This is a genomic window from Neptunicella sp. (assembly GCF_048268085.1).
Lineage (GTDB): Bacteria > Pseudomonadota > Gammaproteobacteria > Enterobacterales > Alteromonadaceae > Neptunicella.
The window spans coordinates 89,682-102,412 of record NZ_JBLWWF010000004.1; the positions used below are offsets into that span (position 1 = coordinate 89,682).

General features: G+C 44.8%; 13 protein-coding genes. 5 read left to right on the forward strand and 8 right to left on the reverse strand.

Annotated features, from left to right (window positions below; all coding sequences use genetic code 11):
* Window positions 1-106: 106 nt before the first annotated feature.
* Window positions 107-334 carry a PGPGW domain-containing protein gene (locus ACTD55_RS04250; protein WP_438863066.1) on the forward strand — a complete coding sequence of 76 codons (228 nt, stop codon included), beginning with the start codon at window positions 107-109 and terminating at the stop codon, window positions 332-334.
* Between the two features lie 81 nt (window positions 335-415).
* Here the strand turns inward: ACTD55_RS04250 and ppsA are convergent, their stop codons facing one another.
* Window positions 416-2,788 carry a phosphoenolpyruvate synthase gene (gene ppsA / locus ACTD55_RS04255; RefSeq protein ID WP_438863067.1) on the reverse strand — a complete coding sequence of 791 codons (2,373 nt, stop codon included), beginning with the start codon at window positions 2,786-2,788 and terminating at the stop codon, window positions 416-418.
* 223 nt (window positions 2,789-3,011) lie between these two features.
* On the opposite strand from ppsA, the gene ppsR reads away from it, so the two are divergent.
* Window positions 3,012-3,824: a posphoenolpyruvate synthetase regulatory kinase/phosphorylase PpsR gene (gene ppsR, locus ACTD55_RS04260; protein ID WP_438863068.1), complete on the forward strand. Its 813-nt coding sequence runs from the start codon at window positions 3,012-3,014 to the stop codon at window positions 3,822-3,824.
* Window positions 3,825-3,852: 28 nt separating this feature from the next.
* A complete protein-coding gene (locus ACTD55_RS04265; protein WP_438863069.1) occupies window positions 3,853-4,536 on the forward strand; it encodes a DUF2461 domain-containing protein in 684 nt (227 codons plus the stop codon).
* Between the two features lie 69 nt (window positions 4,537-4,605).
* On the opposite strand, the gene ACTD55_RS04270 is transcribed toward ACTD55_RS04265, so the two are convergent.
* The 5 genes from ACTD55_RS04270 to ACTD55_RS04290 all read right to left on the reverse strand — a co-directional run bounded on the left by ACTD55_RS04270 (window position 4,606) and on the right by ACTD55_RS04290 (window position 9,262).
* A complete protein-coding gene (locus tag ACTD55_RS04270; protein WP_438863070.1) occupies window positions 4,606-5,946 on the reverse strand; it encodes a class II 3-deoxy-7-phosphoheptulonate synthase in 1,341 nt (446 codons plus the stop codon).
* A 101-nt stretch (window positions 5,947-6,047) separates the two neighbouring features.
* Window positions 6,048-6,803, reverse strand: a complete 756-nt coding sequence (locus ACTD55_RS04275; RefSeq protein WP_438863071.1) for an ATP-binding cassette domain-containing protein — start codon at window positions 6,801-6,803, stop codon at window positions 6,048-6,050.
* On the reverse strand, window positions 6,800-7,783 hold the full coding sequence (locus ACTD55_RS04280) for a FecCD family ABC transporter permease (RefSeq protein ID WP_438863072.1): 984 nt from the start codon (window positions 7,781-7,783) through the stop codon (window positions 6,800-6,802). Before ACTD55_RS04280 ends, ACTD55_RS04275 begins: the two co-directional genes overlap by 4 nt.
* Complete coding sequence (locus tag ACTD55_RS04285) at window positions 7,780-8,253, reverse strand: low molecular weight protein-tyrosine-phosphatase (RefSeq protein WP_438863073.1); 474 nt, start codon at window positions 8,251-8,253, stop codon at window positions 7,780-7,782. Before ACTD55_RS04285 ends, ACTD55_RS04280 begins: the two co-directional genes overlap by 4 nt.
* A gap of 103 nt (window positions 8,254-8,356) precedes the next feature.
* Window positions 8,357-9,262 carry a LysR family transcriptional regulator gene (locus tag ACTD55_RS04290; RefSeq protein ID WP_438863074.1) on the reverse strand — a complete coding sequence of 302 codons (906 nt, stop codon included), beginning with the start codon at window positions 9,260-9,262 and terminating at the stop codon, window positions 8,357-8,359.
* A 108-nt stretch (window positions 9,263-9,370) separates the two neighbouring features.
* On the opposite strand from ACTD55_RS04290, the gene ACTD55_RS04295 reads away from it, so the two are divergent.
* Entirely contained in the window at window positions 9,371-10,276 is a 906-nt protein-coding gene (locus ACTD55_RS04295) for a DMT family transporter (RefSeq protein WP_438863075.1), read from the forward strand.
* On the opposite strand, the gene htpX is transcribed toward ACTD55_RS04295, so the two are convergent.
* Window positions 10,273-11,145, reverse strand: coding sequence for a protease HtpX (gene htpX / locus ACTD55_RS04300; RefSeq protein WP_438863076.1), 873 nt, complete (start codon window positions 11,143-11,145; stop codon window positions 10,273-10,275). The genes ACTD55_RS04295 and htpX overlap by 4 nt on opposite strands.
* Window positions 11,146-11,308: 163 nt before the next feature.
* Here htpX and pepE point away from each other — a divergent pair, with 163 nt between their 5' ends.
* On the forward strand, window positions 11,309-12,010 hold the full coding sequence (pepE, locus tag ACTD55_RS04305; protein ID WP_438863077.1) for a dipeptidase PepE: 702 nt from the start codon (window positions 11,309-11,311) through the stop codon (window positions 12,008-12,010).
* 48 nt (window positions 12,011-12,058) lie between these two features.
* On the opposite strand, the gene bioD is transcribed toward pepE, so the two are convergent.
* Window positions 12,059-12,730, reverse strand: coding sequence for a dethiobiotin synthase (bioD, locus tag ACTD55_RS04310; RefSeq protein ID WP_438863078.1), 672 nt, complete (start codon window positions 12,728-12,730; stop codon window positions 12,059-12,061).
* Window position 12,731 lies beyond the last annotated feature (1 nt).

Genomic DNA, 12,731 nt, shown 5'->3' on the forward strand with positions numbered 1-12,731 from the left:
GTTATATGCCCGTTCATTAAACATTTGTAACATCTGTTACTTACCTAATGAGTTTACTTTGGCATATAGTAAGCAAATAGATAGGTTTAAAAAGGCAACGAGATTAATGAAAAGAGTGATTAGAATGGTTCTTGGTGCCACATTAGTGCTATTTGGACTAGTCACATTCTTTATCTTGCCTGGTTCCATTTTGACTATTGTTATTGGCCTGGTGCTACTCAGTTTTGATTACCCGCCAGCTAAACGTTGGCTTAAGGTAAGCCAGCGCGCCATGTCACGCTCAGCGCGTAAACTGGATAGCTTTTTATTGGCTAGAAAACATCGTCGAAGCTAGACGTTGATCAATCATGGAGTCGATTAAAAACGAAAAAGCCAATCTTGCGATTGGCTTTTTATTATTTTAACTGACAGGCATTCAAGCGTGTTTTTCACCCAAATATAACCAAGTCTCGACCACAGAATCTGGGTTAAGGGAAACGCTATCAATTCCCTGCTCCACTAACCAGGCCGCAAAGTCTTCATGATCGGATGGACCTTGACCACAAATACCGACATATTTACCACGGGCTTTAGCCGCTTTAATTGCCATCGACAACAAGGCTTTAACTGCATCATTGCGTTCGTCAAACAAATGGGCAATCACACCTGAGTCCCGATCCAGTCCCAAGGTTAATTGAGTTAAATCGTTAGAGCCTATTGAGAAACCATCAAAAATATCCAGAAACTGATCCGCTAACAAAGCATTGGATGGCAATTCACACATCATAATAACCCGCAATCCGTTTTCGCCTTGTTTAAGGCCCTGTTCGGCGAGTAATTCAATGACTTTGCGGCCTTCTTCCACAGTACGTACAAAGGGGATCATGATCTCGACATTAGTTAATCCCATTTGGTTACGAACCCGTTTAATTGCTTCACATTCCAAAGCAAAACAATCACGAAAGTCTTCTGAAATATAACGACTGGCACCACGGAAACCCAGCATTGGATTTTCTTCATCCGGCTCGTATTGATAGCCACCAATTAAGTTAAAGTATTCATTCGATTTAAAATCCGACATACGAACAATAACTTTCTGTGGTGAGAATGCCGCACCAATAGTTGAAATCCCCTCAACTAATTTAGCAATATAGAACTCCACCGGCGATTCATAACCGGCCATCATTAAATCAATGTCATGTTTAACATCGTCAGGCTGCAACTCATAGTTAAGTAGCGCTTTGGGATGCACCCCAATCATTCGATTAATGATAAATTCCAATCGAGCCAGTCCGACCCCCGCATTGGGTAAACGGGCAAAGTCAAAAGCACGATCCGGGTTCCCCACATTCATCATGATTTTAAGTGGCAAATCAGGCATGGAATCTATGCGTGATGTGGTTACATCAAATTCTAACTGTTGGTCATAGATATAACCGGTATCGCCTTCGGCACAAGAGACTGTGACTTGATCACCATTGCCGATTAAATCTGTAGCATTACCACAACCCACAACGGCAGGAATACCCAGCTCACGAGCAATAATCGCGGCGTGGCAGGTACGACCACCACGATTGGTGACTATCGCCGAGGCCCGTTTCATGATCGGTTCCCAATCCGGATCGGTCATATCGGTAACTAATACGTCACCTGGCTGAATTTTTTCCATTTCTTCAACCCCGCTAAGAACCTTAGCGGTGCCACTACCTATTTTATGACCAATGGCGCGACCTTCGGCGATAACCTTAGCCGTGCCTTTGAGGTTAAAGCGCTCAATAACTTGAATATCTTCACGGCTGCGCACTGTTTCAGGACGAGCTTGGACGATATACAACTTGCCATCAATACCGTCTTTAGCCCATTCAATATCCATCGGGCGCTGGTAGTGTTTTTCGATAATTTGCGCTTGCTTGGCCAACTCGGTGACTTCAGCATCATTAATTGAAAATGTGCGGCTTTTTGCCTGATCCACATCCACAATCTCAACCTGCTTACCATGATCTTCACTGGCAGAATAAATCATCTGGGTTAATTTACTGCCCATATTACGTCGCACAATGGCAGGTTTGCCCTGATTTAACGTTGGTTTATGTACGTAAAACTCATCAGGGTTTACCGCTCCCTGCACCACCATTTCACCTAAACCGAAAGACGAGGTAATAAACACTACATCCTCAAAGCCGGATTCGGTATCAATCGTAAACATGACTCCGGAAGAAGCACAGTCACTGCGTACCATGCGTTGTACGCCAGCAGAAAGCGCCACGCCTTTGTGATCGTAACCTTGATGCACACGATAAGAAATCGCCCGATCATTAAATAGAGAAGCATACACATGCTTGATTGCGACCATGACCGCATCATAACCTTTAACGTTCAAAAAGGTTTCTTGCTGACCGGCAAAAGAAGCATCAGGCATATCTTCAGCCGTGGCAGAGGAACGCACCGCGAAAGACGCTTCATCCCCCATTTCACCTTGAAGTTGACTAAATGAGGTTTTAATTTGCGCTTCTAACTCAGGTAAAAAAGGCGTTTCAACAATCCAGTCTCGAATCGTTTTGCCCGCTACCGCTAATGCACTAACATCATCGACATCCAGTTCATCCAATAACTGATGGATCCTGTCGTTTAAACCACTTTGCTCAAGAAAATCGTTAAATGCTAAAGCCGTTGTTGCAAAACCACCTGGTACCTGCACACCAGCATTGGCCAAGTTTGAAATCATTTCTCCCAGAGACGCATTTTTGCCCCCAACCCGATCAACGTCGGTCATGCCCAACTGTTGATACCATAAAACATATTCTTGCACTGTAGAGTACTCCTGCCGGTTTATGTTAATGGAGACGTTATGCCCCAACAATTTTCAATTTTTGGCACCTTTGAGTTTACGCGGCCAACTTTTCGCTTATTGTTTTTTTGATCGTTATTATGAATACTGGCTTTTTGCGCAGATGATTTTAGAATGTTGGTTATAAGAAAGTAAACTTTTATTTATTTTCGTAATAAAATTACAACATTGTTAAGGAATTGTTATGCGCTCATCTTTTTATATTTCCGACGGAACCGCGATCACTTCCGAAGTTTTTGGCCACGCACTGCTGTCTTTGTTTCCCATTGAGTTTAAACATTACACCATTCCTTTTATCGAAACGGCCGAACAAGCTGTCGAGGTGAATAAAAAAATTACTGAAAGTTTTCAAGATTCTGGACAGCGTCCGTTAGTTTTTCACACCATAGTCAATCCCGAAGTACGCGATATCATCTCTAATTCCGATGGAATTAATTATAATTTCCTTAATCAATTCGTTCCTCCTCTGGAAAAAGCCTTGGGCATTCAAGCTAAACCAGAAAAACATCGTACTCACAGTATTCACGAAAAAACCTATGATATTCGAATCGATGCGGTCAACTTCGCGCTGGCAAATGATGACGGCTCCAACCTTAAAGATTATGGTGCGGCAGATATTATTTTGACGGGGGTATCACGCTCTGGAAAAACGCCCACCAGTTTGTATCTGGCGCTGCAATACGGTATCAAGGCAGCCAATTATCCTTTTACCGAAGATGATATGCTGGATGTATTAAAACTTCCGGCGGCACTGCGGACGCATAAACATAAATTATTTGGTTTAACTATTGCCCCACAGCGGTTGCATCAAATCCGCTCTGAACGTCGAGCGAATAGTCGTTATGCCTCATTACAACAATGTATGATGGAGCTACGTGAAGTAGAAAACCTGTATCGGCGGGAAAAAATTCCTTTTTTGAACAGTACCTCGTTCTCCATAGAGGAAATATCCGCCAAAATATTAGCGACAACCGGATTAGAGCGACGTAAATACTAAATAAACCAATTCAATTAACGAGGATCCAATGGCACAACATTTTACCCCTGAATTAATGCACTTTTTACAAGCTCTGCGGGCCAACAATGACAAGAGCTGGTTTCACGACCATAAGTCAGATTACGAAGATCTGGTGCGCACTCCCGCATTAAATTTTATTCAGGAAATGGACAGCTGGATCAAAATGATCTCCCCTCACTATGAAGCAATCCCAAAGAAGATTGGCGGATCATTAATGCGGGTTTACCGCGATGTACGATTTTCCAAAGACAAATCTCCGTATAAAACCAACGTAGGGATCCAGTTTCGCCATGAAGTAGGCAAAGATGTCCACGCACCGGGATTTTATCTGCATATCGAGCCGGATAATGTTTTTCTTGGTGTGGGTTCATGGCATCCCGCTTCAGATGAACTTAAAGCCTACCGCGACCATATTGTGGCTAAGCCCGGCCCCTACCAGGACGCTATCGAACATCCGCCCTTTACCGAGCGGTATCAAATGGTTGGAGAATCCTTATCTCGCCCTCCCCGCGGGTTTGACGGTGACCATCCGTTGATTAACGAGTTAAAACGCAAAGATTTTATTGCGCTTGCCCCTATTTCCGAATCATTACTGTATCAGGATGATTTAGCCGAGCAGGTAGCCCGTATTTATGGTCGCGCACAACCATTACAACGTTTTTTGTGTGAGGCCTTGGGATTGCGGTTTTAGCGTAACTCGCAATATAAAAAAACGGCCTCAATGGAGGCCGTTTTTATATCACCGTTTTAAGCGACCGATTTAGGCTTTCAAATGATCGGCAACTAAAAAGGCCAATTCAAGTACTTGATCGGCGTTCAATCTTGGATCACACTGGGTTTGATAGCACTCAGCCAGATCGGCATCGCTGATCTTATAAGCACCACCGGTACATTCCGTTACGTGCTGGCCGGTCATCTCTAAATGAATTCCACCGGCATGAGTACCTTCGGCACGATGCACCTGAAAGAACTGCTGAATTTCGCGCAAAATGTCATCAAAATTACGAGTTTTATAACCACTGGATGCCTTGATGGTATTACCATGCATGGGATCAGAGCTCCACACCACATGACGACCTTCCTGTTTCACTCGCTTCAAAAGACGCGGTAAATTTTCAGCCAGATTATCCGCGCCCATGCGCGTGATAAGGGTTAAACGACCAGCTTTATTATCTGGGTTTAATGTGTCAATCAGTTCGATTAACTCATCTTCCTGCATGGTTGGACCCACTTTGACCCCAATAGGGTTATTAATACCCCGGAAAAATTCCACATGGGCATGATCAAGCTGGCGAGTACGTTCACCAATCCACAACATATGCGCGGAACAGTTATACCAGTCCCCTGTCATCGTATCGCGACGGGTTAACGCCTGTTCGTAATTGAGTAACAACGCTTCATGGGAAGTAAACAAAGTAGTTTCACTGATGGCTTTGTGATTATCGGCATTAATCCCCACGACAGACATAAACTCCAGCGCATCATGCAGATTATTGGCCATCGTTTGATAACGCTCTTTAAGCGGATTGTTTTCCACAAAGGCCATATTCCAGCGATTCACTTCATGCAAATCAGCCAAGCCCCCCTGGGCAAAAGCGCGCAACAGGTTTAAGGTAGAAGATGCGCGGTGATATGCCTCTACCATCCGCTGCGGATCTGGACGGCGAGCCGCTTCGGTAAACTCGAAGCTGTTAATAATATCGCCGCGATAGCTGGGTAATGATACGCCATCAATAGTTTCAAAATCGCCAGAACGAGGTTTGGCATATTGCCCAGCCATACGGGCCACTTTCGTTACTGGGCATTTTCCTGCGTAGGTCAACACCACTGCCATTTGAAGTATCACTTTAAAGGTATCGCGGATCTTGGGGGCATTAAATTCGTCAAAAGATTCGGCGCAATCACCGCCTTGTAACAAAAAGCCCTTCCCCTGTGACACGTCGGCTAACTGAATAAACAATTGGCGAGCTTCAGCGGCAAATACAACGGGTGGATAGCTATGTAGACGCTGTTCAACTTCTTGAAGTTGTTGCGCATCTTCGTATTGAGGTTGTTGTAAAATTGGCTTTTGTCGCCAACTATCAGGTTGCCATTGACTCACTATGATTCCTTTTTAGTCTGTTAGTAATTGCCTAGAGAATAGCTCACTTTGCTTTAGGGCAATATTAGCGTACGAGCTTGGGAGCGAGAAAGATACGGAGGTTAACGGCCTTTTTCAACTGTTTGAAAGATCTTTTTACCTTCTAATGTAGTATGAATAGCAATAAGGCAATCGAAGGCTTGTGAAAGTGTTTCAGGCTGCATTACCACAGCGGTTTGGTCATATCCTTGCAGCACCCCATCTTTTAATAAACAGACCTTATCCGCATATCGATAACAGCAATCCAGATCATGATTACTGATTATGACGATATTTCCCCACTTAGCGATATCAGTCAATAACCTCATTAACAGTGCCTGATGCCGCAAATCAAGGCCTTGCAAAGGCTCATCCAGTAACACCAGTCCTTCGCCGGCCTGAATAGCGGGCCAAATTTGCAATAACGCCCGGGCAATTTGCACTCGTCGTAATTCTCCACCGGAAAGCTGTTGCATCGATTTAGTCAAAAACGGCGTTATTTCCAGCGCGTTTTCCAGATTGGCAGGTATAGCGTCTAACTCCTGTATAAAAAAGTGCAGCGCTTCGGCCACACTAACCGCAAAGACTGAATATTGGCTTTGTTCTTGTAATGTCCTAAAGCCAGCCAACTCAGCCAGACTATATTCCTCTAAAGACCGATTGGCATAGCTGATTTTCCCCGATGAAAGCGGAATCAATCCAGCAATCACATGTAACAAGGAAGATTTACCGGCACCATTAGGTCCCAGTAAATGAATAAATTCCCCCGCTCTGGCTGACACGTTAATTTGGTTTAGTCGATTGGACAAACAGACTGATTCAATGGTCAATAAACTCATTGCGACAACCTGCCGATACGGCTCAAGGAATACAGAAAAACCGGTCCACCTAAACTGGCGGTTAACATGCTTACCGGGACAGCCACGCCTCCAAAACTCTTGGATAAAATCAACACTAACATCAATAACAAAGCACCTCCCAGCGCAGAGGCCGGCAGAATAAAACGGTTGTCATGGCCACAAAAATTACGTAATAAATGGGGGACTAATAACCCCACAAAAGCAATGGAACCGGCCAGTGAAACGGCAATACCAACCAATAAAGCACTACAAAGCAAAATATGGCGGTTAAAACGACTTACATCCAATCCCGCCAACAAAGCCGTTTTATGCCCAAAATACAACCAGTTAAGTGGTTTCGCCTGACGAATACTGTACCCCACCAGCAACAGGATTACCGGCAACGTCATGCTAATGAGAGCCAAGTCTGTTTGCATCAAACTCCCCATTAACCAGAAAGTCAGATTACGCAAGGCTTGCGCGTCAGAGAAAAAATACAGCCAGGCAATAATGGCACCGGCTATCGTTGAAATACCTATACCGGCGAGGATAACTGAGCTGCCATTTAAACTCACAAGCCGCCGAGCCAGCATGTAAATTAATAACGTCGATAACATTGCACCGGCAAAACAAAACAGCGGCAAACCATACTGCATTCCGGTCCAACCCCAGACGCCACCGGCCAGCAAATAGATAGCGGCAAACAAACTGGCACCACTACTAATACCAATAATGCCCGGATCCGCCAGAGGATTGCGCAATAACACTTGCAGCAATGCCGAACTTACAGAAAGGGCGGCTCCAACAGCGATTGCAGTTAATACCATTGGTAAACGGATTTGAATTAAAATTTGCTGTTCGACACTTGAGCTAAAAGGGGCACTCAGCCCGTCAAACAACACAATGCTGCAACATAAAAAGAGCGATAAGCTGAGACAAGCCAGCCAAGTAATATGACTGGAACGATAACTGGGGATCACTGTTTGGCTGCTTTAATATGCTCCAGCAATCCATCGGATGCCAGCTCAATCAGATCCAATACGTATTCAAAGCCTTTAGCCCCACCGTAATAGGGATCGGGCACGGCTTCTTCATCACAATCGCTAAAGGATAAGAACAACTGGATCTTATGTTGATGTTCAGGTGGACAAACGTCGATTAGATCAGCCAAATTGGTGTGATCCATGGGTAAAATCAAATCAAACTTTTCAAAATCATCAGCCACTACTTTTCTGGCATGTAAACCCGAAAAATCATAACCACGAGCAGTACCAGCCGACACCGCTCGTTGGTCCGGTTTAGCATTTTTATGGAAGCCTTGCGTACCGGCACAATCGGTTGTGACATTAATCCCTGCTGCTTTGGCTTTATGCCGAAATACTGCATGTGCCGAAGGTGACCGACAAATATTGCCCAGACAGACAAACAGGATGGCGGGATAATGACTCATAATGTTGTGTTACCAATCAAAAATGTTTGCACAGGACGCCTATACTACCCAGCCGGGGAAGGTATTAAAAGCAAATGTTGTGTTATAGCCTAGAAAGCACTGCTTAGACAATTTGGTAGGCTTGCGTCCATTCAATCACAAAATCGATAAATACCCTTAATCGGGCTGATACCGTCTGGCGGTCACGATATAAAAGATAAACGGGTCGTTGTTGCCCCATCCACTCCGGTAGCACAGCTTGCAGACTACGGCTGTCTTTTTGGCCTGCGCGAAAATAGTAATTTGGCACCAGCCCAACCCCCAAGTCGGCCGCAATGGCATCAATCGCCAAATGAAAATCATTGGTACGAAAGCGGCTTTGTGGATTCAATCCCACTACTTCACCGCTATGCTGATGCTGGAGATCCCATACCGAAACGGGTTCGGCCACTATGAGTTTTTTATCAGCCAGATCTTGCGGATGGCGGATATCCCCTACCTGTTGCAAATAAGATTTTGACGCACACAGTCCCATGTGGGTGGTCAAGACATGGCGGGCTATCCAGTTTGGTTCATGCGGTTCACCGACTCGAAATGCCGCATCAAACTGCTGTTCAACCAGATTCTCATAATGATTGGACAGCACCAGTTCCAGATGAATCTGCGGGTAACGTTTGGCAAAATCGAAAAAACAGCCGCTTAACCAGCGTTGGCTCAAACTAATCGGTGCGGTGATTTTTAATCGGCCGCACAGTTTGTGCTGGTGGGTTTCCAGTGTCTCGACAATAGAATACAAATCGGTCAACAGCGGACTGCATTGTGAATAATAACTTTTGCCCATTTCGGTTAACGAAAAATGATGAGCACTGCGCTCCAGTAATCGTCCGCCCAAGGCTATTTCCAATGCTTTCAATCTGCGACTTAGTGTTGCTGGCGCGATTCCGGTGACTGCTGCTGTGGCATTAATCCCCTTGTATTGCACGACAAGCTGAAACAGATGCATATCATCGAGCGAAAACTTTGATTTCATATTTGAAATAATCCAGTCCATTTTTGGCTATTTAAAAGCATAAACGAAATCATTATATTCACCAACATCCAAAATTGACTATCGTCATCACAAGAGCTAACAGCGATTATGAATAAAAACACGTTTATATGGCCACTGGTCATCCTCAGCACCTTTTTTTGGGGGAGTAATTTCAACGCAGGTCAGGCAATCGCGGGTTCAGTAACATCACTAACCGCCGCGGCCGAACGATTTTTTTTGGCCATGCTAATATTTTTGTTGTTCAGGCTAGTCAAAGGTAGGCCAGAATCAACCATGCAATGGCGTGACGCAGGGATATTAATCCCTCTTGGTATCATTGGGGTATTTGGATTTAACTTCGCTTTTTTTACCGCCTTGCATACCACACAAGCACTGAATGCGGCACTGATAATGGCGTTATCACCAATGGTTTCAATGCTGCTGGCAGTGTGGCTGCTCAAGACTCGTATTCAGCGATTTCAATTGCTTGGTATGCTTGTCGCGTTTGCGGGAGTAAGCCTGGTTATCACGGGTGGAAATTTTGCCCTGTTGCATGTGGCTATAGGCGATATTTGGATGCTTGGCGCCTGTTTAGCCTGGAGTTTATACAGTGTCGGATCCAAACGATACGCATCTCATATACCGTCATTACAATTTGCCCGCTGGACCGTTTCTATCGGTGCAATTGCGCTTATTATCGTCGCTTTTTACCTTGACGCTCCCTATCAAAATATACCGCAACTTTCCTGGCAAACTCACAGTATCCTGTTGTATATGGCATTATGTGGTTCGGTACTGGCGTACATTTTCTGGTTGAAGGGTATCCAGATATTGGGGCCGGAAGGCTCTGCCATTGCCTTTAATCTGGTACCGGTTTTTACCCTGCTGATCAGTATCACTCTTGGAGTAGTACCGGACAAGATGCAAATAATGGGTTTATTGCTGGTCCTCTGCGGTATGTTGGTGTTTAGCGGATGGCGGCCGCGCAAAGCACGGCAGGCTTGTCCCGTTTAATGCTGCCGCAGCGCATCAATCCGCTTTTGTAACGGTGGATGGCTTAAAAACCATTCACTGAAAGAGCGTTTACCACGGATCCCAAAGGCCATCAGGGTACCGTCCAAACAAGATTCCTGACTTAACTTTAAGCGCTGCAGCGCCGCAATCATTTTATTACGACCGACCAATTTGGCAGCTCCGGCATCCGCTCTAAACTCACGATGGCGACTAAAAGCCATCACAATAATACTGGCCAACAAGCCAAACACCATTTCAAGTACAAACACCACTGCCATATAGGAAAACATGCCCAACCCACCAGATTGTCGGTTATTTCCCCGTAACGCGTTATCGATTAAATGGGCAATCACTCTGGCCATAAAGATAACGAAGGTATTCACTATGCCTTGTAACAGTGTCATGGTAATCATGTCACCATTGGCGATATGACTGATTTCATGAGCCAGCACCGCTTCAACTTCATCTTTATTCATGCTGTCTAATAAACCAGTTGATACTGCAACCAATGCACTATTGCGGTTAGCTCCTGTAGCAAAAGCATTCATATCACTAGATTGATATAACGCCACTTCAGGCATACCAATATCTGCTTGTTTGGCAAGACGTTGCACTGTGGCAACCAGCCAGCGTTCGGTTTCTCCGACAGGTTGAGTTATGACTTTAGCCGATACCGCCCTTTTGGCCATCCACTTGGATAACAGCAAAGACACAAATGCCCCACCAAAACCAAAAATACTGGCAAAAACCAACAAGCCCCCCATTCCCTGCGGATTTATATCCATAGCGGCAAACACAATATTCAGCACGACCGACAATACCAGCACAACGGCCAGGTTAGTCGCTAAAAATAACAACACGCGTTTCATAAAATCTCCAACAAGAAAACCGATTCTTGGTTAAGGGATATGTTGTGCTGAAAATTAATTTATTCAATAGTCGTTAGTCACCAAATTAGTCACTAAAGTGTCAGCAAATATTTCACCGCTAGTGATATACTCAGCTCCCTATCGAACCATGTAGGGAGACAAGATGAATCTTTTACTGTTAAGTAGCTCTAGAGAAGGGCAAAGCGAATATCTGCAACACGCTCAAACAATGATTAATTCTCATTTAGTTAATAAGACTGAGGTGTTATTTATTCCCTTTGCAGGTGTTACCGTCGATTGGGACAGCTATACCCAAATGGTTCAACAAGCATTGCCACAATTCCAGATAACCGGAATTCATCAAACCACCAATGCCAAGCAGGCAATCGAAAATACACAAGCGATTATGGTCGGTGGCGGTAATACGTTTAATTTGCTCTATCAATTATATAAACAGAATTTATTGACTGTTATTCGCAAAAAAGTCAGTGAAGGCACTCCCTACGTTGGATGGAGCGCAGGCTCCAATATTGCCGGTAATAGCATACGTACGACTAATGATATGCCGATTATTGAGCCACCGTCCTTTGATGCTCTTGAGTTAGTACCGTTTCAACTCAATCCCCATTACACCGATTATCAACCACCTGGACACAATGGTGAAACGCGTGCCCAGCGCCTAGCCGAATTTATGATACTCAATCCTACAATGCCGGTATTGGCCATCAGGGAAGGCAGCGCTCTAAAGCGCCAAGATCATCAGTTAACCTTGCTTGGCAATAAAAGCGGACTGGTATTTATTGGTGGACAGCAGATAGATATTGAGCCCGATCAAGACTTGTCGGCTTACTTATCTCACCAATAAACCAATAACCTGATGTGAGCCAAATTACCTTTTGTCACAGCAGGTTATTTATAAGAGTGGCGTTACGTCCAGATAACGTGCTGCGCTAGCTGCATCTGCGACTTGTGGCACGCAGCCCAATAAGGGGGCATCTATCAGTACCTGCAATGCCTCAAGGTTATCGTCTAACAATGCCATACTGCTGTCGATAACATTGGCTACCCAACCAACAATGGGGAGTCCGTCATGGGCAATCGCTTCCACCGTCAAGCGTGCGTGATTCAAGCAACCTAATCGAACCGGAACAATTAATACGACCGACATTTGTTGCTGTACGGCAAAATCTGACAGGAACAGATTATCAGACAGAGGTAAACGCCAACCGCCAGCGCCTTCGGTTAGAATAAAATCAGGCTGATATTGCTGTAAGTTGTCGAATGCCCCATGAATACGGTTTAAATCAATTGACTTTCCCAGTTTCTTAGCGGCCAAATGAGGCGCAACGGGTTGCTCAAAAGCGATGGGATTAACTTGTTGATAAGATAATGCTTGGGTACTGCGCGCCTGCAATGCCAAGGCATCCGAATTACGTAATCCATGGCTGGTTTGCTCACAGCCTGCAGAAACGGGTTTAAATCCTAAAATCTGAAAACGTCGATCGGCCAGTTCTTGCATAATGGCTTCAGACATAAAGGTTTTCCCCGCATCGGTATCGGTTGCGGTCACAAATATTTTTTTCACG

Coding starts and splice junctions, on each gene's coding strand:
- ACTD55_RS04265 (WP_438863069.1), top strand. CDS start 3,853: ATGGCACAACATTTTACCCCTGAATTAATGCACTTTTTACAAGCTCTG.
- ACTD55_RS04285 (WP_438863073.1), bottom strand. CDS start 8,253: ATGAGTCATTATCCCGCCATCCTGTTTGTCTGTCTGGGCAATATTTGT.
- ACTD55_RS04290 (WP_438863074.1), bottom strand. CDS start 9,262: ATGAAATCAAAGTTTTCGCTCGATGATATGCATCTGTTTCAGCTTGTC.
- pepE (WP_438863077.1), top strand. CDS start 11,309: ATGAATCTTTTACTGTTAAGTAGCTCTAGAGAAGGGCAAAGCGAATAT.
- ACTD55_RS04250 (WP_438863066.1), top strand. CDS start 107: ATGAAAAGAGTGATTAGAATGGTTCTTGGTGCCACATTAGTGCTATTT.
- ACTD55_RS04295 (WP_438863075.1), top strand. CDS start 9,371: ATGAATAAAAACACGTTTATATGGCCACTGGTCATCCTCAGCACCTTT.
- ppsR (WP_438863068.1), top strand. CDS start 3,012: ATGCGCTCATCTTTTTATATTTCCGACGGAACCGCGATCACTTCCGAA.
- ACTD55_RS04275 (WP_438863071.1), bottom strand. CDS start 6,803: ATGAGTTTATTGACCATTGAATCAGTCTGTTTGTCCAATCGACTAAAC.
- htpX (WP_438863076.1), bottom strand. CDS start 11,145: ATGAAACGCGTGTTGTTATTTTTAGCGACTAACCTGGCCGTTGTGCTG.